The 23,555-nt window shown below is 46.9% G+C and carries 27 protein-coding genes; 6 read left to right on the top strand and 21 right to left on the bottom strand.

The genetic code is table 11. The annotated features are described in order from the left end of the window. Positions 1–215, top strand: a 215-nt coding sequence (locus P8H32_RS07340) for a TonB family protein (protein WP_301088986.1), incomplete at its 5' end; no start/stop codon positions are given. A gap of 375 nt (positions 216–590) precedes the next feature. Here P8H32_RS07340 and P8H32_RS07335 read toward each other — a convergent pair. From P8H32_RS07335 to P8H32_RS07325, 3 genes are all read right to left on the bottom strand, one after another. Further along, positions 591–1,208: a hypothetical protein gene (locus P8H32_RS07335; protein WP_297292793.1), complete on the bottom strand. Its 618-nt coding sequence runs from the start codon at positions 1,206–1,208 to the stop codon at positions 591–593. Beyond that, positions 1,208–1,573 carry a response regulator gene (locus tag P8H32_RS07330; protein WP_297292792.1) on the bottom strand — a complete coding sequence of 122 codons (366 nt, stop codon included), beginning with the start codon at positions 1,571–1,573 and terminating at the stop codon, positions 1,208–1,210. Before P8H32_RS07330 ends, P8H32_RS07335 begins: the two co-directional genes overlap by 1 nt. 134 nt (positions 1,574–1,707) lie before the next feature. Further along, a complete protein-coding gene (locus tag P8H32_RS07325) occupies positions 1,708–2,409 on the bottom strand; it encodes a cyclic nucleotide-binding domain-containing protein (RefSeq protein WP_297292791.1) in 702 nt (233 codons plus the stop codon). Positions 2,410–2,737: 328 nt separating this feature from the next. On the opposite strand from P8H32_RS07325, the gene P8H32_RS07320 reads away from it, so the two are divergent. After that, positions 2,738–4,018: a TonB family protein gene (locus tag P8H32_RS07320; protein ID WP_297292790.1), complete on the top strand. Its 1,281-nt coding sequence runs from the start codon at positions 2,738–2,740 to the stop codon at positions 4,016–4,018. Between the two features lie 7 nt (positions 4,019–4,025). Here P8H32_RS07320 and P8H32_RS07315 read toward each other — a convergent pair whose 3' ends face one another. The 3 genes from P8H32_RS07315 to P8H32_RS07305 all read right to left on the bottom strand — a co-directional run bounded on the left by P8H32_RS07315 (position 4,026) and on the right by P8H32_RS07305 (position 7,120). Further along, on the bottom strand, positions 4,026–4,589 hold the full coding sequence (locus tag P8H32_RS07315; RefSeq protein ID WP_297292789.1) for a hypothetical protein: 564 nt from the start codon (positions 4,587–4,589) through the stop codon (positions 4,026–4,028). Between the two features lie 266 nt (positions 4,590–4,855). Beyond that, on the bottom strand, positions 4,856–5,116 hold the full coding sequence (locus tag P8H32_RS07310) for a DUF4404 family protein (protein ID WP_297292788.1): 261 nt from the start codon (positions 5,114–5,116) through the stop codon (positions 4,856–4,858). A 132-nt stretch (positions 5,117–5,248) separates the two neighbouring features. Further along, positions 5,249–7,120, bottom strand: a complete 1,872-nt coding sequence (locus P8H32_RS07305) for an autotransporter domain-containing protein (RefSeq protein ID WP_301088983.1) — start codon at positions 7,118–7,120, stop codon at positions 5,249–5,251. Between the two features lie 242 nt (positions 7,121–7,362). Here P8H32_RS07305 and P8H32_RS07300 point away from each other — a divergent pair, with 242 nt between their 5' ends. Next, positions 7,363–7,701: a hypothetical protein gene (locus P8H32_RS07300; RefSeq protein WP_297292786.1), complete on the top strand. Its 339-nt coding sequence runs from the start codon at positions 7,363–7,365 to the stop codon at positions 7,699–7,701. Positions 7,702–7,755: 54 nt separating this feature from the next. On the opposite strand, the gene P8H32_RS07295 is transcribed toward P8H32_RS07300, so the two are convergent. After that, on the bottom strand, positions 7,756–7,983 hold the full coding sequence (locus P8H32_RS07295) for a hypothetical protein (RefSeq protein ID WP_297292785.1): 228 nt from the start codon (positions 7,981–7,983) through the stop codon (positions 7,756–7,758). Between the two features lie 610 nt (positions 7,984–8,593). Between P8H32_RS07295 and P8H32_RS07290 the strand changes: the two genes are divergently transcribed. After that, the gene (locus P8H32_RS07290) at positions 8,594–10,222 is read left to right on the top strand and encodes a sulfatase-like hydrolase/transferase (RefSeq protein WP_301088981.1); all 1,629 of its coding nucleotides are present in this window, start codon (positions 8,594–8,596) and stop codon (positions 10,220–10,222) included. Between the two features lie 94 nt (positions 10,223–10,316). Continuing rightward, positions 10,317–10,988 carry a nitroreductase gene (locus P8H32_RS07285; RefSeq protein WP_297292783.1) on the top strand — a complete coding sequence of 224 codons (672 nt, stop codon included), beginning with the start codon at positions 10,317–10,319 and terminating at the stop codon, positions 10,986–10,988. A gap of 49 nt (positions 10,989–11,037) precedes the next feature. Here P8H32_RS07285 and P8H32_RS07280 read toward each other — a convergent pair whose 3' ends face one another. The 5 genes from P8H32_RS07280 to P8H32_RS07260 all read right to left on the bottom strand — a co-directional run bounded on the left by P8H32_RS07280 (position 11,038) and on the right by P8H32_RS07260 (position 15,126). Further along, positions 11,038–11,679, bottom strand: coding sequence for a DUF3047 domain-containing protein (locus P8H32_RS07280; RefSeq protein ID WP_301088979.1), 642 nt, complete (start codon positions 11,677–11,679; stop codon positions 11,038–11,040). A 132-nt stretch (positions 11,680–11,811) separates the two neighbouring features. Continuing rightward, positions 11,812–12,585 (bottom strand): class I SAM-dependent methyltransferase, encoded by a 774-nt coding sequence (locus P8H32_RS07275; protein ID WP_297292781.1) that lies wholly within the window; start codon positions 12,583–12,585, stop codon positions 11,812–11,814. Between the two features lie 7 nt (positions 12,586–12,592). Then, positions 12,593–13,516 carry a hypothetical protein gene (locus tag P8H32_RS07270; RefSeq protein WP_297292780.1) on the bottom strand — a complete coding sequence of 308 codons (924 nt, stop codon included), beginning with the start codon at positions 13,514–13,516 and terminating at the stop codon, positions 12,593–12,595. Between the two features lie 42 nt (positions 13,517–13,558). Continuing rightward, positions 13,559–14,824, bottom strand: a complete 1,266-nt coding sequence (locus P8H32_RS07265) for a hypothetical protein (RefSeq protein ID WP_297292779.1) — start codon at positions 14,822–14,824, stop codon at positions 13,559–13,561. Between the two features lie 38 nt (positions 14,825–14,862). Further along, positions 14,863–15,126, bottom strand: coding sequence for a PilZ domain-containing protein (locus P8H32_RS07260; protein ID WP_297292778.1), 264 nt, complete (start codon positions 15,124–15,126; stop codon positions 14,863–14,865). 229 nt (positions 15,127–15,355) lie between these two features. Here P8H32_RS07260 and P8H32_RS07255 point away from each other — a divergent pair, with 229 nt between their 5' ends. Continuing rightward, positions 15,356–15,691: a DUF6164 family protein gene (locus P8H32_RS07255; RefSeq protein WP_297292777.1), complete on the top strand. Its 336-nt coding sequence runs from the start codon at positions 15,356–15,358 to the stop codon at positions 15,689–15,691. Between the two features lie 21 nt (positions 15,692–15,712). Here the strand turns inward: P8H32_RS07255 and P8H32_RS07250 are convergent, their stop codons facing one another. The 9 genes from P8H32_RS07250 to ccoO are packed head-to-tail and all read right to left on the bottom strand — an operon-like array spanning position 15,713 to position 23,548. After that, on the bottom strand, positions 15,713–16,312 hold the full coding sequence (locus P8H32_RS07250) for a Yip1 family protein (RefSeq protein WP_301088976.1): 600 nt from the start codon (positions 16,310–16,312) through the stop codon (positions 15,713–15,715). Positions 16,313–16,371: 59 nt separating this feature from the next. After that, complete coding sequence (locus P8H32_RS07245; protein WP_301088974.1) at positions 16,372–17,082, bottom strand: sulfite exporter TauE/SafE family protein; 711 nt, start codon at positions 17,080–17,082, stop codon at positions 16,372–16,374. After that, positions 17,075–17,278 carry a cbb3-type cytochrome oxidase assembly protein CcoS gene (gene ccoS / locus P8H32_RS07240; RefSeq protein WP_301088971.1) on the bottom strand — a complete coding sequence of 68 codons (204 nt, stop codon included), beginning with the start codon at positions 17,276–17,278 and terminating at the stop codon, positions 17,075–17,077. The genes P8H32_RS07245 and ccoS overlap by 8 nt, the downstream gene beginning before the upstream one ends. After that, positions 17,271–19,769, bottom strand: coding sequence for a heavy metal translocating P-type ATPase (locus tag P8H32_RS07235; RefSeq protein ID WP_297292773.1), 2,499 nt, complete (start codon positions 19,767–19,769; stop codon positions 17,271–17,273). The genes ccoS and P8H32_RS07235 overlap by 8 nt, the downstream gene beginning before the upstream one ends. Then, entirely contained in the window at positions 19,769–20,305 is a 537-nt protein-coding gene (locus P8H32_RS07230) for a FixH family protein (protein ID WP_297292772.1), read from the bottom strand. Before P8H32_RS07230 ends, P8H32_RS07235 begins: the two co-directional genes overlap by 1 nt. A 2-nt stretch (positions 20,306–20,307) precedes the next feature. Then, positions 20,308–21,807, bottom strand: a complete 1,500-nt coding sequence (gene ccoG / locus P8H32_RS07225) for a cytochrome c oxidase accessory protein CcoG (RefSeq protein ID WP_297292771.1) — start codon at positions 21,805–21,807, stop codon at positions 20,308–20,310. Between the two features lie 25 nt (positions 21,808–21,832). Then, the gene (gene ccoP, locus P8H32_RS07220) at positions 21,833–22,729 is read right to left on the bottom strand and encodes a cytochrome-c oxidase, cbb3-type subunit III (protein ID WP_297292770.1); all 897 of its coding nucleotides are present in this window, start codon (positions 22,727–22,729) and stop codon (positions 21,833–21,835) included. A 56-nt stretch (positions 22,730–22,785) separates the two neighbouring features. Next, positions 22,786–22,926 carry a cbb3-type cytochrome c oxidase subunit 3 gene (locus P8H32_RS07215; protein ID WP_297292769.1) on the bottom strand — a complete coding sequence of 47 codons (141 nt, stop codon included), beginning with the start codon at positions 22,924–22,926 and terminating at the stop codon, positions 22,786–22,788. A gap of 10 nt (positions 22,927–22,936) precedes the next feature. Then, positions 22,937–23,548: a cytochrome-c oxidase, cbb3-type subunit II gene (ccoO, locus tag P8H32_RS07210; RefSeq protein ID WP_297292768.1), complete on the bottom strand. Its 612-nt coding sequence runs from the start codon at positions 23,546–23,548 to the stop codon at positions 22,937–22,939. Positions 23,549–23,555: the final 7 nt, after the last annotated feature.

Genomic DNA, 23,555 nt, shown 5'->3' with positions numbered 1-23,555 from the left:
GGATGGTGGTTTCAATACTGCCCAATGGCGATGTCTATCAGGTAAAAATCCTCCAATCCTCTGGCCACAAAATTCTTGACCAGGCAGCCCTGAAAATCGTGCACTTAGCCGCCCCCTATGACCCTTTCCCCCAAGCCATGCGACGCAATGTCGATGTACTGGAAATCATCCGCACCTGGCGCTTCCACAAAGACAAGCTTTCCTCCAGCACTTAACTCCCTCTACTATGAACCAACGTCATTTCTGCGCAGATGCTGGGTCTTTAATAGTTGTGTGATGTGTGATTTATCATGTGGGGTAGAGGGTGGTTGAACGGTCCCGCTGAGGAGCCGGGGGTAGGGTTGCGAAATGGTCTTGCGGCCCTCCGGGCTGCCCTCAATCGGCTTTGAGCCTTAAAACGCTTCGCTGTCTCAAAACACTCAATCGGCGCTAGCCCTGACTATTTCGCAACCCTACCCCCGACTCCTCAGCTACCTTCACGCTTTCTCTGTAGTTTCACTCTGTAGTTTCAGTTAGACCCTGGCTTCTTTCAAGGCTAAACCTTTTAACCTCTAACCCTTAGAGATGTGAGCCAAGGTATTGGGTGGGGATCAGGCTAATAACTCATCAAGGCGCTGGGCCATTGCCTCAATAGCCTGATCGGGGAACAGCAATAATAAATCGCCATTAAATGCACGGCCTTCAAGGTGGTAATTAATCTCTACCACCAGAATATTTTTCCAGCTGGAAACGACAGACTCGCAGACCACCTTGAGTGATTCATGCCTGACTAATTTAGGCGCTTCAGATTGAAAGCCCAAACCCCAATGCTCTGATAAAGCATCCAAACAGGTTTGCGCCATATTACAACAGGTTTCAGTAATAAGAGCATCGGTATTGGCCAGTTCAGGCATTAGCTCTTTTAAATCACTCAGGCTGTCTTCAGATAACATCACCAGGGCCAAACCCGATAACTCACTGCCATCTTGCCGGGATGTAAATAATTGACTGGCAGCATATATGCCTGCGGACGAACTAAAACTCTTTAGGGATTGCGACAGTTGCTCGGCCTTGATGATATTAATGGCCGGAATAGGCAAGGTAACAAATACCCCTAACTTGCGCGCCAGGGTATCGCCAACCTGACCTACAGCAACATTACAAATTTCCTGCAAACAATCTCGTTGATCTTCCGAGTATTGAAGGCTATCGCTCGAGGCAGCTGACATTAAAATAAACCAAACTGTTGCAGCACCGCCAGAAGCTTTTCACTATTGATTGGCTTACGAATAAATTCCAAAGCCCCCAACCTGGTCACCCTGTCCCGGGCCTCTGGCTGTATATCTGCCGAAATAACAATCACCATACATTTAAGACCTTCAGCCTTAATGGTTTCCAACACACCATAACCATCCATTTCCGGCATAGTCAGGTCCAGGAAGACCATCTCACCTCTACCCTCGCGAATAGCTTCAACGCCCTCTACACCATTAGTGGCAAAGGTAATATCCACATCCCACGCAGGAGGCAGTGAACGTACCACCTGCTTGCGAGCCATATTAGAGTCATCACATATCAATAGCGGTATGCTCATGAAGATCCTCTATCCATTTGATTTAATACCGGTTGCCCAATGTCAGTTAATAACAGTTCGCATCCTTCTTCCCCAGAATTACAGTATAGACCGGTGCTGGAATTTACCTAGCCAGAATGGTGATTTTTAACAACTTAACTATGAGCCGGGCTGACGACAATAACATCCTGCATGGCCACCCCCTCGCTATTCCAACTATTCAGTACAGAAGCTAAATACTGTGCCTGGCTAAACAAGGATTGCAACTCTGCTTCCACGCCTTTTTCACCGGTGTAAGTGGGTACTTGCATCAGTTCGGCTACCAGCGGATGCTTAGGGTAATCCATACGATTCATTTCCAACCGCCAGCGAATGCTATGCACCATAGTACGGTAAAACACGATCTTGGTTTGGAGGTCAATCACGCCGTAGTTGGTAAGGTCACCAAAAGGCTTAAAGTCAGTGGCAAATAACAGGCACTTTTTGTTTTTCTTGTTCTTCCTATTGTTGCTACCGCTGCCCTGTTCCGCTGCCACTGTGGCTTTGCGCTCATGATTACAGAGTAAAGCAAGGTCACCAAATAACTCACCCGGGGTAATACTATTCAACGGCCCTGTCTGTTCTGCTTCATCCAGATAGACCGAGAGACGGCCTTTGATCAAAAAATACAGCCAGGAGCCACGATCGCCTCGGCGCATAATTGTCTCGCCTGCCTCAAGCTCCACTAAACAGGAGTATCTTAGTAAAACAGCAAGCTGCTCCTGCCCTCGGGCCTGCAACTCTTTGAAAAAGGGGATATTGCCCAATAAAGCACTGATCTCATTGTTCTGGTATGCAGATAATTCCTTGATTTTCATTAGCTAATTTTGCCTGTACTGCGTAATCAGACGCTTTAAAAAGCGATGCCTAAAACTGTATCTAAAACTATACCTAAAAATAAGGTATAGCTTTTTTCCTGAGAAAAGCGATATGGATTAGCAGAAGTGTTAATCAGGCCCGATATTATTTCGCCAAGTGATTAAGAATAATACAAATATGGCCGATAGCAGACCTAACGATTAGCTTTACTTTCAACAATCCTGAACTACATTGAAATGATATTTCAATGGAATAAAACTGCTGTCTCATCAACAAATTGCAGCCGCAAACAGGATGAATAACACCACCTAAAAACGCATCAAATATATGACAAAAATTTTTGCACAGCTAGCAACTGCTTTTTTAAGACCCTTTTATAAAGCTGCTTTTTTATCCCTGGTATGCGTCTTGATACCCTTATCAGCACCCTTATCAGCACAGGCACAAGACGTTGCTTTTGAAGAGCTCCCGCTCAACGGTCTGGCGGCTTATGTACAGCTGCGTAAAGAGTATTATATCGGTGGCCTGTATCTGGAAAGCATGAGCCAGGACGCGCAATCAACCTTTAATTTCTCCGGTAGAAAACGCATGCAAATGCGCATTACCATTGATAAGTGGTCGCCGCGCCGTTTTGCCCAACAGTGGAACCAGTTAATCCTGATTAATAATGACCAGGAATCTCTTGAGGAATTTTCCGATCAAATTTTGGCCTTTATCGATATGCCAAAAGATAACTTGATTGCTGGTGATGTGATTACTATCGACCTGGACCCGGAGCGCGGTACCACGGTTTATCTGGATGGCACCAAAGTCTTTACTGAGCGCAACAATGCCTTCTTTGATATTTTGTTAAATACCTGGATTGGCCAAAGACCCCCTTCATCAGACTTTAAAAACCATATCCTGACCCTGCCTACTGACCGGGAAGGTACTGACCTACTGACGCGCTATGAAAACCATAGCACGGACAAATCCCGGGAGAAAAAAGTCGCCAGCTGGATTAAACCCAGCAAGAGTAAAACCAAAGCAACAGCTGCAGCTGCCACCACCGTTGCTATGGCGCCACCAAGCTCAGATACTACTGTCACTGCCAAACGGTCAAAGCAGACCGCCCCCGCGGTCGATATCGCCAAGCCTGAGGCCATTGTCCAGCCTGCTGTTGCTGCCCCTGCACCCACCATAGAATTCAGCAAACCCGAATTAACCAGTACCGCTGCTGCCAAACCTAAAGCACCTCCATCGGCCCCCAGCAAAGAAGAGGTCACAGCCAAACCAGCCTCTACCAAACCCGCGGTATCAGAAGAACAAGCCACACAGGCCAGGTTGATGAAGGTATATCGCTCTAATCTGCTAAAGCTGACTTATCTTAATACCCAATACCCCAAGCGCGCCATGGACTTTAAGCAAGAAGGTCTTGTGGTGGTGAAAATAACGGTAAACAGGGACGGCAAGCTGATAGACGTGACTGAGGCGACCAAATCCAAACATAAACTGCTGAATAATGCCGCCCGCAAGGCTGTAAAGAAAACCGCACCTTATCCGGAAGTGCCCAAAAATCTCAAAGGTGAAACGATTGAAGTTAGCATGCCCTTTAACTTCAAGCTGTAGTAAAGCCCTACTGAATAGCCGGTAACTTCTGTGAAATCACCTGCTGAATACCACTACGCTCCAGAGCTGAGCGGCTACCTAACTTATCTAAACGGATACTGTGTAAATGCAAAGCCGGTACTTTGCTTTCAATTTCCCGCAGGTCACCCTTCATCAAAATCGGCAAGAAGGGCTTATCCGCTGGACGACGTTTGTTGATAGCTCTCAAGCCCGCCTGCAGGGGCACAGCACGATATTTCTTCTTACCGTCGCTCTTAAAGGGGATGGTTAAGTGTAAACCCTGCCTGCCAATCAACTCACCGGGCACAATCGTTAAACCGGTCATTTGAATCGCATCTTCAGGCACACTCTGGAAGGTATCGTGATAGGCATAAGGGTCAGGTAAAATAACCATCTTTCTACCCTCGTCTTCAGGGAAAAAGATATTGTAGTTACTGTAGAGTTGCTCAACGGAACCGGAATAAACACAGAGCTTATTCTCGAAACGCTTTACAAATTCTGTTGCCATCTGGCGGTGCTGGAACTCGTCCATATCCCAGATCAAATCGTTGTTGGCCTGCTCAGTACTCATTAGCTATTCCTCATTAGCGCTTTCCGCTAAATCATTGCCGTAAAAGCCCTTATAGTATTTTCTGGGAGTAAGTATATTAGAGAGAGGAATCCTTAACAGATATACAGTTAACACTTTTGAAGCGACAAATTGATGACATATTAGATAAGTGTAATCACTGTTTTTCCAAGTCACTGAAATTATTAATTATTCATACTGATAGCTAAATTATGGTTACTTAAGAGACTTAGACTGTTTTTATCTAAGCCTTCAATAGGCGTAATAAGCTACACCCCCATGCTGGTCAGAGTCACCATAATATTATTTAAGATGCCCGCCACTGTTGGGTGGTCACGCTCAAAGCCGGACACCATCTCATCAACCTGCTCCACCAGGCTGTGGGGCTCATTCATCAATGGTGCTGTTAATTGCTGCTCGATATCAACGATCAGGTTATTTAACTGCTGCTTGTCAGCATCCGGTGCCTGCATGCCGTCTATCGCTTGATTCAGCTGGTCTAAATACTCGCGTAATTGCTGTTGGTCCATAGCGTCCTCCTCAGTCACCTTTTTTAAGCATAGCAGTTGAGCCCATTTTCCATAGCGACCAGATCAATTAATCGCACGGTAAAAAAAAGGCCCTGCTAGTAAGCAGAGCCATTAAACGACCTGAATAGCAAATTACATAGGCATAGAATAGCTAAAAATCAGCTGCTCATAACCATCACCTCGATCACTATAATTCACACTAAGGTTAAGGCTGGCCTCATCAAATACAGTGATTGAACCACCTACCGCAGCCGTGATGTAGGAATCATCCTGGGCTTGGAAGCCAGGCAGCGAATAGGCGCCAAAGTTAAGGTTGGTATTGGTGATAGAAATGGTTTGATCTTCATTTTCCTGCTCTTGGGCACCGAATATTTCACCAAACACGCGGATATTATCGGTTAACTGGCCAGCAGCCACCGCACCATAACGCCAGACCATACTTTTACGACGTTGCTCACCCCAGGAGTAATTAGAAATTTCACCACCCGATTCGCTATAGCTATCCACTGTGGTATTGATGTACTGCACACCCAAAGCCGGAGCTAAATGCCAAGTATCCGACGACAATATGTCGTAGCCCACCAGACTATCAATGGTCCAGGCATGGCCATCAGTATCACCTTCTGCGGTAATAGTGTTGCTACCTAATTGGATATTCCTTTTAAGGCCATCATAGCTTAAGACCGATAGCGCAGCGGTGGTATCAATAAACAGATTTCCTTTGCGGTAACCTACCAAGGCACTTAAACCCCATGAGTCAGACTCAAGGTCAGCACCTGATACATCCAATTCTTGTTGACCAAAGGTTAACGCAGCACCATAAATCAGCGTTTCGCTAGCAACAAAGGTTCTACCCACAGTAATGGCTGTATTCTCAGCTTCGGGTTGTATACCGTTTTCATAGTCATCCGAAGCCATATCCCCTGCTACAAATAAACGGCCCTCAGGCTTAGACCAGCGAGAACGGCGCAACTCATCAGAAGTCACGGTTGTTTGTGTTCGTGCAGCAGTTAATGCCAGTTCAGGTAATAGGCCAATAGTTTGCGGGGCCTGAATAATATCATTGAGGTAATCACCAAAGATTTCACTGGCATGTTCTGTAGGATGTAAAGCATCGTTAAATATCAGGGCCCTTGGGTCGGGGGCTGAGCCATCAATGCCATAGACCGGGTGCTCAACACAATCAGCCCCTACATCGTCATAACACATCGATAATTGATCCAACGGTGGCACACCACCTGGCAACAAGCCGTTAGCAAAGCCGTAAGCATCGGGATTGGCAAAGATATAATCAACAAAGCCTTCGATATCGACAGGGATAATATTAACGCCTGATAAGCCAAGAGCCGACTTAATAGCCACTGCGCCATTGTAGCCTGCAGTCAAGTCTGTACCACCGGCAATCGCCCCAGCGCTACCACCCAATTCCGCAGCCTGTAGCCCTGGGGTTTTCCCTAGGTCAGGCACATTAGCTACCATCACATACTGGGCACCAGCGTTACCCAAGGCACCAATGGCCGCAATAAAATTATCAGCCCTGGCACTTACCGACCCCGGGATATCCAACCCGGCATCAGGGCCAGTTAGCAAAAGGTCCTGAAGGTCATTACCACCACCATCGATCAAAATTAACGTGCCACTTGGTACTACCCCGCCAACATTAGTTAAGTAAGCATTGGCTGTACCAGCGGGTGTAGCAATACCGGTACCCGCAACTGACTGCAAAATATTAGCCGTTCGAAAGCCTCCCACACCATAATTGGTGCCACCTTCAATCGCTGGGGTTAACGTCAAACCCAGTCCCGCCGCCAAAAAATCAGGTGCTATAGGAGCAAACACCCCCGGGCTGGTTTGGTTAGTAAAACGAGATCCATTACCGAAGTTTCCGGTATCCATCAAACTGTCACCAAAAACAACCAATTCAGTAAAATTCGACTGGGCACTTACAGACATCGACAAGGACGCCAAAGCCGCAATAGACAAAGCCACACTTTTCTTAAACATTTCCCCCTCCTGAGCTATCGCTCGATTATTATATTTTCTTCTCCAGGTTTTACGGTAAACCAAACTTTGTACATAAAATGATCTACCTGCTTTTAGCGTAGTTGAAAATCAAGTAAGCAACAACCAACACTATCGCTTATCAGTGACAAATCCTGTCATTTGGGATATAAACTTTTATCAGGCAATATTTAACGTAATGCTTAATAACCCTGCTTAATCAATTAAGGAATAAGGCAAGCTGAATGTGCTCAGCAGAAAACAACAAAGGTAGCTATGCCAAGGTCAGTGAAAAAAGCCTGAGACAGCAAATAGATGTAGTTGCGGAATTTCATGCCTATAAAATCCACCCACAGCGCATTGCCTATCGCACCGGTATCGAGATGGATTTAGTCACGGAACTGATTAGTGGTGACTGCCACCAGCGTCTGTTCAAGAGTTTGGTGGCCCGCCACCGCAAGTCACGCCGTGATCAGCGATTACAAAAGGCCTTCCGCAAAAAAGGCATCGCCCAGGCTGAGCTGCAAGATAAGATTGAACAAGAGTATGAGGCCTCAATCAGAATGAAGGCCGAAATGACTTAGAGCATAAAAAAGGCGCCCACCAGGAGCGCCTTTAATATCAACAATAACCGCTAATTACTCAGCAGCATCACCCTCTTCGGCAGCCGTTTCTTCAGCGGGGGCTTCTTCAACTTCTGGCTCTGGTGCAGGGGCTGGTGCAGTCACTTTGATTAGCTCTTCAGCTAACAGGATTTTTACTTTGTCGTCGCCATTAACAGGCTTTTTATCACTACCCACTACTGCATAACGGCCATCGCGACGTTGTGAAATAGTGTACTCGGAGGTTTTTTTAACTACTTTCATGATTTTTCCTTTCTACATTAAATTGAAACACATTGCATATTGAGCCCTTTTCAGAGCCGCGCAATAAGACCATAAGTGCGCCTAAAGCGCAACAAGATGATGACCAGGAAGGTTTATGACAGGCAATAAAAAAGGGCGGGCACAAGGCCCGCCCCAAAAATGCACGTAGATAAATCTTACGTGCTCTCCCTCGAGATTCTGCGACAAGGCCATACGTCTGGCACATGGCTGTCGACTTAATACTTACGACTACAACGCCTGCTACAGCTTCTACTACAACGAATATTTTGACCGGCTACAACGTGAAACTCTGCTCTGCACAGAGGACGCAATCACCAAAAGAAATGTATGTAGCGCACCACTAATCAACTTAATCAACCCGATCACTTAGTGCACTTCTAAAAAGTTGGTCTACCTTAGTATAGAAGAGTTTTAGAAACTGCCAAGTAAATAAGAAAAAAGAATATAAGGTTTTAGTTATAGGAAAGGGTCACAGAGAAAATTGCCAGATATTACAATTAAATTGCCACATATAACAACTGGTAACCCCCCTCTTCCAGTAAACTTCCCCATACTTTTTACCCTACCTGGAAGCTATTGAATAAAAATAATGAAGAAAGTAATCATTGGCCTGTTTAGCCTAAGCGTAGTTGGCGGTTATCTGTTTTCACAGTATTGGTATTACCTGCCGGGGATTGTCTCTGAATTTATTAGCCCTATTGGAGAAAACCAGCCAGTGTCCTGGGAGCAAGCACCCGGCAAGTCACCGTCAGAAGGTGACGACGTTGATAAGCTTCCCAATATCGTACTGATTGTTGTTGATGATCTTGGCTTCAATGATATTACCTACTATGGCGGTGGTATAGGCGATGGCAGCGTACCGACACCACAGATTGATTCGATTGCGAAGCAGGGGATTCAATTCACCAACGGTTACAGCGGCAACGCAACCTGTGCTCCCTCTCGTGCAGCATTACTCACCGGCCGTTATCCCACCCGAGCCGGATTTGAATTTACACCTGCCTCGGCACCGTTTATGAAGCTGACGGCCGGTGACGCCTTTATAGAAGAAAATCTGGAGAACTATCCATCCTACAACTCTCTGGGCTTGCCAGGCAGTGAGCTGACCTTAGCTGAAGCACTCAAAGAAAAAAATTATCACTCTATAGCGCTAGGGAAATGGCATCTTGGCTCTGATGAAGGTATGACACCGAATGATCAGGGGTTTGATGAGTTTCTGGGTTTCCACGCGGGTGCAGCATTGTTTATGGAGCAGGATGATCCAAATGTCGTTAACTCAAAGCAGGACTTTGATCCGATTGACAAGTTTCTTTGGCCAAATCTTAGTTACGCTGTGAGATTTAATAAAAGTGATCGATTTAAACCTGACTCACACCTAACAGATTACATTAGTCGCGAGGCGACCAGGGCGATTGCAGCAAATCGTGATAGACCATTTTTTATGTATCTGGCTTACAACGCGCCGCATACACCACTGCAGTCTGAAAAGCACGACTATGACGCCTTAAACCATATTGAAGACCATACTGAGCGGACTTATGCCGGGATGATACGCGGCCTCGACCGCGGCATTGGTCAGGTGTTAGCCTCGCTTGAGGAGAATGGCCTCTCGGACAATACGGTGGTTATTTTTACATCCGACAATGGCGGAGCTGGCTACGTCGGTCTTCCCGATCTAAATAAACCTTACCGGGGTTGGAAAATGACCTTTTTTGAGGGCGGGATTCATACACCGTATTTTATCAAGTGGCCAAAAAAGATAGCAGCTGGCAGCCAATATGACTCGCCGGTGGCACATATTGATATTTTTTCAACAGTGCTTGCCGCAGCCGGCATTGCGCTACCTGATGATCGCATCATCGACGGTAAGGACATTCTTAAAGTGGCGCTTGACCCGCAACAGCCGTCATTAGACAGGCCGCTCTTCTGGAGGAGTGGGGGTTATAAAAGCGTGCTACAAGATGGCTGGAAACTGCAACTACTTGAACAAAGCGGTAAAACCTGGCTTTTTAATCTGAATGAGGATCCAACCGAACAGCGAGATCTTTCTGTATTAAATCCTGAGAAACTAAACCAGCTTCGCAAGGTGCTCTATTCAATCGATGATCAAATGATCGAATCTCTATGGCCCCCGTTAGTGGAAGGTGCAAATGTAATCGATTATACGATAGACAAAATTCCTGATGGGGAATACGAAACGGTAATCTGGGAAAATTGAAGATGGTAACGAATTAACTCTAATAAACCAGATAACTTATAAGTTATGATAAAAACACTACCACAATCAAAAACCGCTATTTTAAGGATGATTCATGAATTTCACCCAATTTTCCCAGTCGCGAAAAAGTACTCGCGGCTTCCAGGATAAACCTGTCCCAAAAGAGCTCGTTGATGAGATTATCAATACCGCTAAGTGGGCGCCAACTTCCTACAACACCCAAACCTGGCATATCCATGCCGTAGCTGGTGAAGTGTTGGACAAAATTCGTGAAGGCAATACCAACAACACCCTGGCAGGAAAGCCCCATGTCCGGGATTTTCCCTACAAGGAAGACTACGAGGGAGGGCATCGGAAAAATCAAGTTGATGTCGCTATTCAGCTATTCGAGGCAATGGGTATTGAGCGCGACGACAAAGAAAAGCGCATGGATTGGATGCTAAGGGGTTTTCGCCAATTTGATGCCCCAGTCTCACTGGTTCTCACCTATGATAAGTATCTCGAGCCGGCAGCGATTACTCAGTTTGGCCTGGGGTCACTGGCTTACGGTATTGTTCTTGCCGCTTGGGAGCGAGGCATAGGTTGCGTCATTAATGGTCAAGGTATTATGCAGTCTGATGTTGTCCGCGAACATGCCAAAATTCCCGATGACCAGAATATTATGATCTGTATTGCAATGGGTTACCCCGATGAAAGTTTCGCCGCCAACCACGTGCGTTCAACACGCGCTGAAAATGATAGCTTTGTGAAATACCATGGTTTTTAGCTTGATTTGATGTGACTCGTTGGCGGTAGCAGCCTGATACTACAACGACCTACTGGCTAAAAAAAATATCACCAAAATAGGCGGTGGCGCTGCCACCGCTATTATCTGTATCGGACATAATGGCCACCCCGTGAGCCGCCTCGATTCGTTCACCGAAAACCCGGTAAAAATCATCCGCCACATTAACTCGCTCAGTATGCCACTGACCCAAGCCATCTCTCCCCGCCCTCACCGGAATCATTGCCGCCTTGGTAGTAAAAGGATTGGCCCAAAACGGTTCACTCTCTTTATTGTTTGACCAAACATAATTCAGCGCCTTGGTCTGCCAGGGGAAAAAGCCTTGTTTGACCACCACATAAACCCGGGCAGGAAAGTCATCTCCATCTTTGATGCGCTGATCAGGGATCGACAAGGTGTTCTCAACCCGCCACTGCCAGCTTAAAAAAGGCGTTAGCAACAGGTTGATATCCATCTCTCGATACAGGGCCGATGCATTTCTGGCACTCTTTGCCCTGAGCACCGGCCGGTTATCCAGAGTCACGACTTGATACTCCGTTCTGCCGACAAAGCCTTTTTGTTTAAAGGCTTTAATACCCTGGCCATCAACCGCGAAATTCGCCACCCACAACCGCTCCTCAGCAGCCAGGGTGAGCGGGCATATCAAGAGCAATAAACAGAGTATTTGAGCCATTATTTCATCTCTCTGATATTCTTATTCAGCAGGTACTGCCGGGCATCTACCCCCCCCACCCCGTCATTCCCGCCCCCGACTAAAACCTCGAGGGCAAGCTACGGTGGGAACCCAGTAAGTTTTGTCTTCAAGCTATTTGCCATAAGCCCTTAAGCTATAGATATCGAAGCGTATGGCTTTTCCTTCAACAGAAAAATTAGGCTTTATGCCCGCAAGGTACTCTGCTTTTTTAGGGCGTTTTACTATAACACGGTGCCTTGCTGTTACCAGCGCCTGGTCCAGCAAGCTGGCGCTATCCGGGTCGGCACCCACCACATGATGAAAGGCCTGCATCTCTTTTTTTACCAGCGCGGATTTTTTCGAGGCGGGAAACATAGGGTCAATCACAATAGCATCCGGCGCTGTTGCTTCAGTCAGTGTTTGCATATAAGTGATGGCGTCCATTGTTTCCAGTTTCATCCGCGCCATAATGGCCAACAACTCGCTGTCATCGGAATAACGAGCACGCTCCAGCCCATCATTTAATACCGCAGCTACAATGGGTGAACGTTCACAAAGCGTCACGGGATAACCCCAACTGGCCAGCACAAAACTATCTCGGCCCAAACCTGCCGTTGCGTCCAATACGCTTGGGCGATTCTTTTTATCACCGGCTACCGCTTTTACAATTAATTCACCGCCACCTTGCTGGCGACGATGGGCCGACCCGCCACCGGCAAAGTCAACAACCACCGGACCGGCAGCCTTTCGCCCGGTTTGGGCAATCGCCAAACCTTTTTCGGTATAACGTAATACATAGGGGAAATGTTCAGCGGTAGTCTTATCGACCAGAGGCAATTGCAGTTGGTCAGCAAGCTGTCGGGAATATTCCGCACCGCCCTGAACCGCTAACTCTCCAATAGACACGGGCTGACTAAGGCCTTAATGAAGCGCCGCTTAATAGCGACAAATCATTTTCAGCAATTAATGTTTCCAAATGGCGGCAGTTATTTTCCAGCGCTTCCATATATAAATTGCGGCCACCAAAGTGCGGGGCTACATAATGATACAAACCCTTAAAATGGCCATCCAACCTTTGGGTAATGGTACTTTTAATAAAGCTTGGGGTTTTTAACAACAGGTCTTCAGCGGAAGCATAAACCACCTGTTCAGTACCATCGTCTAATTGCTGACGGGTCATACCGCCTAGCTGGAATTCCGGATATAAATGGTCGCGGCATTTTTCCAAATAGGCAGGGTCTGCCATCTGCGCAATCACATCAGCGGTGCCGGCCATGCTACCAACAACGCGCTGCTTGTCATTGTCCAATTCAATTTGATCCGGGCTAAACTCATAGCCGGTAAAGTGCACCAGCTTGCCGGTTAGCTCCACAATATCCCCGCGATTGACGCTGGGCAAATACTCCGCCATAAACTGCGCACTGCGGCTAACATGAACCTTGGTATATTCTGCGCCGTGCTGAATACCTGTTTCGCCTTTGCGGCGGATATAACCTGAGTCATGAAATAAAACGACAATCAAACCGATAAGAGCAAGCTCTGGCCCCAACTGATCAACTTCGGGCTGACTGGCATCATAGCCATCAATAAGCCTGGCCATGGCCAGGCTTACGTCCAATACATGTTGGATATCGTGGTAACCGGTATCACAGGCAAAAAAGCCTTCAAGCTCACCGCGATACAAGGCAGCAAAATCTTTATATAGGCGTTCAATTAAACTGAAGTCAAAACCGGGATAACGGCGTTGGAATATAGCCAACACAGCATTACTGACCATCGCGGGGTCAGTTACATCAATTGAACCGCTAACATCCATCGTTAGACGAGATTGAGGCATACCGTTAGGTTCCTGATTTAGCTATTTATTGATTGGCCATGGTTAGTCTTCAAATACAGCAATAGAAGCACTCGGTTTAGAACGCAAACCCTGGAAGGCTTTCTTTCTTTGCTGTCTGCTTCCATCCGCCTTGCGACGGGCATGTTTACCAGGTAATTCACTGTCGTGTAATCCGAGCATAACGGGCCTGTTAGCGGTGCGAATATTGATTCTTAGATTATAGACGTTGCGCGTGCGGCCATGTTTATCTGTAATCCGAAAACGCCGCACCGTCTGGCCACCGCAAGCCCCGGATTCACCGGATAAAAAGCAGTGAATACTCTCAATGGTTTCATCCGACAGGCTTACCCCTTTTAATCCCGCCATTTGCTTAACGGCTCGCTCAACAAAGCGCTGGCTATCAGCCGCTATCAAATAAGCTTCTTCGCGGCTGGAGGTGGGCACCACGGTATCAAAATCACCGATAAATATCTGGCCGGAGCCCGCTAAATCGAGCATTCTGGCCAACTCAATCGTGACATCACCCACAATAAAACAATTCATTCCCGGATTTAGCCCTTCCACCTGAAAGAACTCAAAATGGCTACCAATATGAAAACCAGTGCGAATTTTTGGCACCACCTGCCCACTGCTGGCACCGGCTGCCGCCAATTGCGCCAGCGCATTGTCCGCAACCACCAAAATCATAAACTCGAATAATTCCAGATTGGCACGAGGAGTATCGTGCTGGTGCCAAACATAGTAACCATCACCGGTGGTAGTACGGGAAAAGTTAATATCAATATTTTGCTCAAGCAATTTACTATGGGCGGAGTTTAATGAATAGGACAAGCTATTAAGCTGGCTGGTTTGCTCGAAAGAAGAGACCAAAGAAAAATCGACGATATCAAACAGTAGTACCGCGCGGCTTTTTACATAGTTAATGCTATAGCGCTGGATCAAGCCATCCACCGCTGCGATATTTTCAGGTGTTGCCGATAGCGGCGAAGGCAGTTTCACCCTAACTGGTTCAAGTCTTAAACGGCTAACCGCGCCATCAAAATCTTCAGCGGATAATAAACGAGTGCCGGAAATAAGCTCGCGAATAAAGCTGCCATTAAGTGCATCTAATCGATCAACGGGAGCACAATCACCAAGGCTTGCGGAAAAGCGTCCCAGAAAATAATGCGGTGCGGGCAGTACCAGAATCCCCTGCGAGTCCAAACACCAGCAAAGCAAAATATTCTGACCAAGGTTCCAATGCTGTTTTAGCAGCTTATCGAGGTGATTCAAACCCTGTTCGGATTGGTTATTATTATCATCAAGCATGTTTTAACTTACATTTTTTATCGTCAGTACTACGCATCTTAAACAAACATCAAGCCCATACCGCCAGACTGGTGGTGAACAACCTGCATATCAATAGGGTCTTGATTAATAATTCCGGTATGGCGTTTGATCCGCGCTTTAACCACGGTACCCACTGGCGGAGCGATGTGGCTACCCAACATAACGAACACACCGCCGTCGGATAAATCCCTGGCTTTTAGCTCGATCATACCAAAGCTGGGGTGGCTTATTTCTATCTGCGTCCGGCTACTATCACGCATATATCGGCGTTGCTCGTGCATCAGAAAACCTGTATTTTTTGGGGTGGTTTTGAAGTGCTTACGATACCTTGATTAGTGGGGAATCGCTAGGGGAAGTGGTGATTTTGGCAAAGGCCACAACCCCAAAAAAAAGGGCCGTCATTCCGGGAATGGCGGTATTTGTGGCGTTCTTTTTCTGTTCTTTAGATATAAAGGGTTTATCATAGCGCTAACAACCTCCGACCCTGAAACCAGACCCTGAAACCAAACTATGTCAATACTGCTTTTTAAACTTAACGGCGTTAGCGATGAAGAAGCTCAAGAAGTAAGGGAGTTATTAGACGAGCACCATATTGGCTACTATGAAACCGATGCTGGACGCTGGGGAATTTCAGTGGCAGCACTATGGCTGAGGGATAAAGAACAACTCGAGCGAAGTAAAGAACTACTGGCGCAGTACCAGCAGCAAAGACAATTACAGGATCGGGAGCCACCACTGCCCTTCAGCGCACGTTTTAAACAAGCCCCGCTGCAACACCTGCTGATTGTCATAGCGATAGCAGCCATTGCTTATATCTCTATCGTGCCCTTTTTGACCATTAAATAAATAACCAATGACGATGCTTGATTAATCCGTAAAGCTAGGTGCCGCACCCATATCCCACATAATCACCGTACCGCCCATAATGGCCATTAAAATCACCAGGCAAAAAGCAATCACTGCACTGGAAAATAAAAAGCCCCGCTCCTGTGGAATACCCATCACAACCGGAATACCGAGATACAATAAATACACCGCATAACTAACCGCCGACACACCAATTAATAAGGCTACCCAGAAGACAGGTACAAAACCAATCGCACCGGCAATAAATAAGGGTGTGGCAGAAAAACCGGCAACAGCAATGCCTTTGACTGTGCTGGAATCCGTACCATAGGTATGAGACATCCAGTGAATCATATAACCGATCACACAAACCGAAGCCACCATAGTGAAATAAAACAGACCAACAATCACCGCCGCGCTATCAGCAGTCATTCTAATGGTGTCGCCATCACCCACGCTCCAGCCGATTTTAGTCGTGCCGTAAAACCATGCATAGGCAGGAATAGCCGCCAAAATAGCGGTATAAAAAAAGGCAGAAAAGAAGGAAAACTGATCCTTCTCGGCAATACGTTGCCATTGTGTTTTTGGCCTGAATAACAGGCCCAGCATATTTGCAATCATGTTGTTCTCCTCAACCTTCTCTATTATTTATCTTTCAAGCATTTATACCAGTAAAACTACTACATATCATGATGTTGGTGATGGGTATGCTCACTATGATCGATATGACCATTGTGATAAAAAGGCGTAGCCAACGTCACTACCCCCATCACTGCAATCAACAAACCGGCTACACTGCGAAAACGCGGTTGGCGTAAACGCTGCAACAGTTTCTCGCCGGCATAACCCATCGACAACATCGCCGGTAAAGTACCCGCACCAAAAGCCAACATCAGCAAAGCCGACTGCTGCCACTGCGCCGAAGCCAGGGCCCAACTTAAGGTGGAATACACCAAACCACAGGGCAATAACCCCCACAGCGTGCCTAACATAAAAGCTTGCCGATGATTGCTAACCGGTACTAATTTACCCGTCAGCGGCTGTATAGCGCGCCACAGTATCGCACCTATCTGCTCAAGCCGGGTCAGCCCCATCCACCACTGGCTGACATATAAGCCCATGGCAATCATCAATAAACCCGCCCCGGTTCTTAATACTACCGCTGACTGAGGTATAGCGGCCAATAGCGCCTCACCCAATAACCCGGCTACTGCACCAATCACCGTGTAAGTCAGTAAACGCCCGGCGTTATAACTGAAAATACGGTGGCGATTAGCCCCCTCTTTTGGTGCGGCACCTAACACTGAACTTAAGCCACCACACATCCCCAAACAGTGACTGCTACCCAACAAACCAATAATAAAAGCACTGCCTAGTGTTAACTCAATCATCAGCAACCTTTTCGTCAGTCACTGTACTACTGTTGACCTGCGGGTCGATTTGATCAGCGTCATCATCAAATAAAATACTGTGTGCCGATGCTTCTAAATCATCATACTGTTTGTTATTGACCGCCCAAAAGAAAGCCGCCACAGCCAGCATCGTAAACACTATGGCAATCGGTACTAAAATATAAATACTATCCATTGGCAGCCACCCCTTCAAAGACAGGCGGTAGCGTATTATCGCTGACCGGCTGCAAAGCTTTGCGCTGCACTCGCAGGGCATTAATCACCACCACCAAAGAACTTAGCGACATACCAATAGCGGCCAAATAGGGTGGAATCATTGCCATGGCTGCAAGCGGTATAGCTAATACATTATAGGACAAAGCCCACGCCAAATTTTGCTGAATAATTTTTCGGGTTTTAGCCGCCACATTAAATAATTGCATAACCCCCATTAAACGGCCCGACAGTAAAATACTATCGGCATGGGTTTTGGCCAGGTTGGAGGCGTTGGTCATGGCAACGGAAACATCCGCGGCCGCCAGCACAGGCACATCATTAATACCATCGCCTAACATTAATACTTTGGCGCCATTAGCTTGCAGTTGCTGAATATAATGGAGTTTTTGCTCAGGGGTGGCACCAGCTGTGCAATGGTCAATCGATAAAGTGTCACTGAGTTGCTGAGCCGCCCCGGAAGCATCGCCAGTTAATAAGTGGACCTGTAGCTGCTGGCTTTGTAAACCGGCAATTAAAGCGCTGGCATCTTCGCGTAAACTATCCTGCAATCTAAACCAACACACTGGGCCTTTAGTAGAACTTAATAACAACCACTGGCCTTGTTCCGCATCGGAGGGCAAGCTTGCAGCAGCATCGCCATACAATAACGCGGCAAAATCACCGCTACCCAAGCGATAGGTTTCGCCATTAATCACCCCTTGCAAACCTGCACTGTGTGTCACTTCAATATCATTAACTGGCAGGATTTCTTTAGGCTGGCCAACAAAAGCTTTGGCGATTGGATGTTCGGAATAACATTCCAGGGCCGCGGCAATATCCAGACATTGTTGGCGGCTCAAGTTAGCCTGTATTAATACCGTACTAATGGCCAGCTCACCCTTGGTTAAAGTGCCGGTTTTATCGCAAACCACATCGGTAATAGTCGTCATTTTTTCCCAGACATAAGGCTGGGTAACCAGCAAACCCAAATCCCTCAAACGATTGGTGGCCGCCGTTAATACGGCAGGGGTAGCCAGTGATAAGGCGCAGGGACAACTAACCACCAGCACAGAAAGCATAATCCAGAAAGCCTGGTCACTGGCGGCAATAAAATGCCAATAACTGTAAGTGGCAACGGCCAGCAATAACACAGAGACCACAAAGTAGCTGGCCAGTTTATCCGCCATACGGGCAATAACAGGTTTGGTGGATTGTGCGGTTTGCAATAATTGATTAATAGACTGTAATTTTAAATCCGCACCAACCGCTTCCACTAACAGGGTCATTACGCCGCTACCATTGCAGGTACCAGCCACCAAATCATCACCGACCGCTTTGCTTTGCAGGCTAAACTCACCAGTCATTTGAGATTCATCGACACTGCTAGAACCTTCAAGCACTGAACCATCGGCGGGAATGATCTGGCCGGGCTTAATCAATAATGTATCACCAACGCTCACTTTAAATAACGGCAAAGATTCTGCCTTGCCTGCAGTATTAACTTTTAACACGGTACTGGGTAGCAGGCTGTTTAAATCCGTGGTTAAGCGCCCACCAAAATGCCGTGCACGCATTTCCAAATAGCGGCCAGTTAATAATAAAAAGGTAAACATCGTCACCGAGTCATAATAAACATCACCGCCACCCAACCATGTTGCTTTAACACTGGCTAAATAGGCAAGGCCAATAGCCAGTGCAACCGGTAAATCCATACCGGGTGATTTCATTTTAATGCCACGCCATGCGCCAATAAAAAAGGGCTGGGCAGCATAGAACACCACAGGAGTGGCTACTAAAAAACTCACCCAGCGCATAAAATCGCGGTATTCAAGGGCCATACTTTGTAAAGCACCGGCATATAAGGCAATGGCAAACATACCCACTTGCATCATGCCGATACCGGCAACTCCTAAACGCCGCAGCGCTTGATGGTTTTCTCGCTGGCGTAGTTCCTGTAACTGGTTTTGGCTATAGGGCTCAGCTTGATAACCCAGTGTGGCGATGGACCGGCAGATTTCACTGAGGGGTAAATCCTGCAAACGCCAATGCAGCACCGCTTTTTGTTCGGTCAGGCTAACTGAGACTTTTTCAATAGCGGGTAACTTTAGTAAATAGTGTTCCAGCAACCATACACAAGCCGCGCAATGCATACCGCCTATCAATAACTGTACTTGTGCAATATCGGGAGATTGTTGGGAATGGCTGATATAACGCTGCTGAAAGGCCTGGTCATCAAAAGCTGCAAACACCGCTTCATCCCATAGGGCATCTGGCGCTTGTTGGTTGGCTTCATGAAATTGATAAAAAGAGCTTAAGCCATTGTCGACAATCGTGATAGCAACCGCTTTACAGGCAGGACAACAGAAATGGGCTTGCTTACCATTAAGCTCAGCGCAAAATTGATCACCGGTGGTTACGGTCAAACCACAGTGAAAACAATTTTCGGGACTGGCTTGCTGGTTTATTGGCATTAGCCCTCCGCGCCGCTGGTTAATTTCAGTTGATATCTGTCGCTATTGGCTGCGTCCAAAATCACTTCTGATTTTAAACGCCATGCCACCGGCTGCTGCGATGATAATTCCAGATACCAACGACCACTAACGGATGACTTTAGTTGACCGCCATAAGCCTTGGTAGGTGTTGCTTGCAAACTCATTGAGATGTCTTGCTGTTGGCTGGTGGGATGTATCCATTCCAGCACCAGGTCTTTGGGTGGTACAGAAAATTCACCGGATAATTGCACCCTGACCTCACCGGTTAGTGCATCAATTTCAATAGTGGCAGTCGCTGCCAAATCAGTAGCGGCGCTATCTTCTGCCAGAGTTTGGTTAATACCTAAACCTTTTTTATAGTAATCATCGGCCACTAAACTATCGGCATTGTTAAAAGCGATGATGACTGTGACGACTCCCGCCACCACAACCGATGCCGGCAATAGAAAAATAAACCACGGCCAAAACTGTTTGTACCATGGCTCTTCGGTGGTCTGTGTATGATGGCTATTCATCGTTATATCCTGGGCCCGATAAAACGGCTTTCCGCTATGGCCTGGTAACCCTTCTCATCGATAGCCTGCACTTTAAATTCAATGGTGTTATTCACTTGCTGTAAGTCGGCGGGGTCTATTCTCAGGCGAATCGGCAACTCAGTGACTTCGCCGGGAATAACAAGCACTTCGTTTTTACCAATAATTTTAGCGCCCTCAAGGCCACTAAAGTTCAGCTTATATTGATGAGGTTGTTGGTCCATGTTAATAATTTTGAGGGTGTAGATATTTTCGATATAGCCCTCCGTTGTTTGCACATACAGACGGTCCCTTTCGCGTATAACATCCAACTTCAGGGGCACGCGCACAATAATCGAGGTGAAAAAGATAGCCACCATAATTACCACGGCAATGCCATAGGCGATAAGCCTTGGGCGCAAGAAATTGGTGGGCTGGCCATTCAGTGAATTTTCTGTGGTATAGCGAATCAGGCCTTTTTCATAACCCATTTGTTCCATCACTGAGTTACAGCCATCAATACACAGAGCGCAGTTAATACATTCGTATTGCAGGCCATCGCGAATATCAATACCGGTGGGGCAAACCTGTACACAGATCTGGCAATCAACACAGTCACCCAAACCTTTTTCGCTGGCATCCACACCTTTTTTGCGCGGCCCTCTGGATTCACCGCGGTGGTAGTCATAGGAAACGATTAACGTATCCTGGTCAAACATCACCGATTGAAAACGGGCGTAAGGGCACATATACATGCATACCTGCTCTCTTAACCAGCCGGCATTAATATAAGTGGCCAGGGTAAAAAAGATAATCCATGAGGCTTCCCAAATACCCAGGCCCCACCAATCCAGATTAAAACCCAAATTCTGTAAGGCGTTAAAATCGATACTGGCCAGATTAACCACCAACTCCCTGGCCGGTGAAAAGTAGGCAACAAAGGTAAAGCCCGTTAGCAATGCAAAACCACCCCACAGAGCATGCTTGGAAAATTTGCGAGCAAACTTTTCCAAGGACCAGGGAGCGTTATCCCATTTTATGCGCTGGTTTCGGCTGCCTTCACACCATTGTTCAACCCACATAAAAATAGCGGTCCACACCGTTTGTGGGCAGGTATAACCACACCAGACCCGCCCCGCCCAGGCGGTAACGGCAAATAGCATAAAGGCGGCAATAATCATCATCCAAGCCAGCAGGGGAAAATCCTGTGGCCAAAAGGTCAGGTTAAAAATATGAAATTGACGGCTGGGCAAATCAAATAATACCGCTTGCCGCCCATCCCAATTTAACCAGGGCAATAGAAAATAACCCAGCAATAAGGGCCAACCGGTATAGACTCGAATGCGCTGATAAAAGCCTTCTATGCGGCGGGTATATATCTTTTCACGCTTTTGATAAAGGTCTATCTCGCCCACGCCGGCAGGGTGAAACTCTTCTGTAATGTTTTCTACAGCAATGGTTTCCACAACAATGGCTTCGGCAGGCTTATCGACGCTTTTATTCAAATGCTACAACCTCTGGGGTAAAGATTTATTCCTGTGCTTGAGTGGTCTCTGACAGGCTATAGATATAGGCTGTTAACAGGTGAATTTTATCTTCCGACAAAATATTTTTATGGCTGGGCATTTGACCATTGCGGCCACTGCGCACGGTTCTCTGGACCAAACCTGGCGAACCGCCATACAACCAAATATTATTGGTCAGGTCCGGGGCACCAAAGGCAATATTGCCAGTGCCTTCTGCGCCGTGACAGCCAGCACAAAACATGGCAAATTTTTCCTTGCCCGCTTCAGCAGAGGCGCTATCAACATCACGACCACTTAAGCTCAATACATAGTTACTCACATTAATCACACCCGCATCACCCAGAGGCGTACCCCAGGCTGGCATCAGGCCAGAGCGGCCTTGAACAATCGATGTTTTAATTTGCTCAGGTGTACCACCGAAGAGCCATTCGCCATCAGTCAGGTTAGGGAAACCATAGCTGCCCCGAGCATCGCCACCATGACACTGGGCGCAATTATTGGCAAACATACGCTGCCCCATTTTTAAAGCTTTAGCATCTTGTGCAAGCTGCGCAACGGGCATATCGCGGTACTGGGCAAAGATGGCGCCATATTTTTGCTCGGCTTGTTCAATCTGTTTTTCCCATTGATTTACTTGTGTCCAGTTCAGCACTCCTTTGAAATTACCCATACCCGGGTAAGCAATCAGGTAGCCAATACCGTAAACAATGCTGATCACAAATAAATAAAACCACCAGGCAGGTAATGGATTATCGTATTCTTCGATGCCATCGTAAATGTGACCTGTTGTCGCATCCGGGCCGGTATTTTTTGTTTTTCGGTTGGAAAATAATATCCACACGATACCAATTAACATAATGGTAGTGAGAACAATTATCCATAAACTCCAGAAGCTGCTCATTTAATGCCTCGCTCTTTCATTGTATTCAATGTGTTTTAAATCGGGTTTACGCCGATTTAATCATCGTCGGCAAAAGGCAGGTTGGCTGCCTCATCAAAGTCCGGTTTACGTTTTTTACTGTAGGCCCAGATGGACACACCGATAAATGCAATCATGACAAAGACGGTGGCAAGACCTCTAAGGGTATTAATATCCATCTGGTCTCTCCTATCGCTTATGCTTCAACAAGATGCCTAACTGCTGCAAATAGGCAACCAGTGCATCGATTTCTTTTTTACCGGCTACGGCTTGCTGGGCCCCAGCAATATCTTCATCGGTATAGGGCACACCTAAAGTGCGCAGCGTTGCCATCTTGTCGCCGGTGTTTTCGCCAGTCAGTGTATTTTCAAATAACCAGGGGTAGGCGGGCATATTGGACTCGGGCACCACACTGCGTGGGTCCATTAAATGTGCGCGATGCCAGTCATCACTGTAACGCTTACCGACTCGTGCCAAATCAGGCCCGGTGCGTTTCGAACCCCACAGAAACGGATGATCATAAACAAACTCACCCGCTACAGAGTAATGACCGTAACGTTCAGTTTCGGAACGCAGCGGCCGGATCATTTGTGAGTGACAGTTATTGCAGCCTTCGCGAATATAAATATCCCGCCCTTCCAGTTGCTGTGCTGTCAATGGCTGTAAACCTTCTATTGGCTCTGTGGTTTCTTTGAGAAAAAACAACGGAACGATTTCAACCAGGCCACCAAAGCTGATAGCAACAATGGTTAATACCAACATGGCGCCTATATTTTTTTCGACAAAATCATGATTCATCAATAAATCC

Source organism: Oceanicoccus sp., assembly GCF_029238675.1.
Classification (GTDB): domain Bacteria; phylum Pseudomonadota; class Gammaproteobacteria; order Pseudomonadales; family Dasaniaceae; genus Oceanicoccus.
This window is presented reverse-complemented; position numbering and strand designations above follow the sequence as displayed.

What these genes read in the sequence shown, in the direction of transcription:
- P8H32_RS07325 (WP_297292791.1), bottom strand. Translation starts at nt 2,409, where the DNA reads ATGAAAATCAAGGAATTATCTGCATACCAGAACAATGAGATCAGTGCT.
- P8H32_RS07250 (WP_301088976.1), bottom strand. Translation starts at nt 16,312, where the DNA reads ATGATTGCAAATATGCTGGGCCTGTTATTCAGGCCAAAAACACAATGG.
- P8H32_RS07235 (WP_297292773.1), bottom strand. Translation starts at nt 19,769, where the DNA reads ATGCCAATAAACCAGCAAGCCAGTCCCGAAAATTGTTTTCACTGTGGT.
- P8H32_RS07215 (WP_297292769.1), bottom strand. Translation starts at nt 22,926, where the DNA reads ATGGATATTAATACCCTTAGAGGTCTTGCCACCGTCTTTGTCATGATT.
- P8H32_RS07335 (WP_297292793.1), bottom strand. Translation starts at nt 1,208, where the DNA reads ATGTCAGCTGCCTCGAGCGATAGCCTTCAATACTCGGAAGATCAACGA.
- P8H32_RS07305 (WP_301088983.1), bottom strand. Translation starts at nt 7,120, where the DNA reads ATGTTTAAGAAAAGTGTGGCTTTGTCTATTGCGGCTTTGGCGTCCTTG.
- P8H32_RS07260 (WP_297292778.1), bottom strand. Translation starts at nt 15,126, where the DNA reads ATGCACGAGCAACGCCGATATATGCGTGATAGTAGCCGGACGCAGATA.
- P8H32_RS07265 (WP_297292779.1), bottom strand. Translation starts at nt 14,824, where the DNA reads ATGCTTGATGATAATAATAACCAATCCGAACAGGGTTTGAATCACCTC.
- P8H32_RS07315 (WP_297292789.1), bottom strand. Translation starts at nt 4,589, where the DNA reads ATGAGTACTGAGCAGGCCAACAACGATTTGATCTGGGATATGGACGAG.
- P8H32_RS07290 (WP_301088981.1), top strand. Translation starts at nt 8,594, where the DNA reads ATGAAGAAAGTAATCATTGGCCTGTTTAGCCTAAGCGTAGTTGGCGGT.
- P8H32_RS07245 (WP_301088974.1), bottom strand. Translation starts at nt 17,082, where the DNA reads ATGATTGAGTTAACACTAGGCAGTGCTTTTATTATTGGTTTGTTGGGT.
- P8H32_RS07295 (WP_297292785.1), bottom strand. Translation starts at nt 7,983, where the DNA reads ATGAAAGTAGTTAAAAAAACCTCCGAGTACACTATTTCACAACGTCGC.
- P8H32_RS07280 (WP_301088979.1), bottom strand. Translation starts at nt 11,679, where the DNA reads ATGGCTCAAATACTCTGTTTATTGCTCTTGATATGCCCGCTCACCCTG.
- ccoS (WP_301088971.1), bottom strand. Translation starts at nt 17,278, where the DNA reads ATGGATAGTATTTATATTTTAGTACCGATTGCCATAGTGTTTACGATG.
- ccoP (WP_297292770.1), bottom strand. Translation starts at nt 22,729, where the DNA reads ATGAGCAGCTTCTGGAGTTTATGGATAATTGTTCTCACTACCATTATG.
- P8H32_RS07330 (WP_297292792.1), bottom strand. Translation starts at nt 1,573, where the DNA reads ATGAGCATACCGCTATTGATATGTGATGACTCTAATATGGCTCGCAAG.
- P8H32_RS07310 (WP_297292788.1), bottom strand. Translation starts at nt 5,116, where the DNA reads ATGGACCAACAGCAATTACGCGAGTATTTAGACCAGCTGAATCAAGCG.
- P8H32_RS07255 (WP_297292777.1), top strand. Translation starts at nt 15,356, where the DNA reads ATGTCAATACTGCTTTTTAAACTTAACGGCGTTAGCGATGAAGAAGCT.
- P8H32_RS07285 (WP_297292783.1), top strand. Translation starts at nt 10,317, where the DNA reads ATGAATTTCACCCAATTTTCCCAGTCGCGAAAAAGTACTCGCGGCTTC.
- P8H32_RS07320 (WP_297292790.1), top strand. Translation starts at nt 2,738, where the DNA reads ATGACAAAAATTTTTGCACAGCTAGCAACTGCTTTTTTAAGACCCTTT.
- P8H32_RS07230 (WP_297292772.1), bottom strand. Translation starts at nt 20,305, where the DNA reads ATGAATAGCCATCATACACAGACCACCGAAGAGCCATGGTACAAACAG.
- P8H32_RS07270 (WP_297292780.1), bottom strand. Translation starts at nt 13,516, where the DNA reads ATGCCTCAATCTCGTCTAACGATGGATGTTAGCGGTTCAATTGATGTA.
- P8H32_RS07300 (WP_297292786.1), top strand. Translation starts at nt 7,363, where the DNA reads ATGTGCTCAGCAGAAAACAACAAAGGTAGCTATGCCAAGGTCAGTGAA.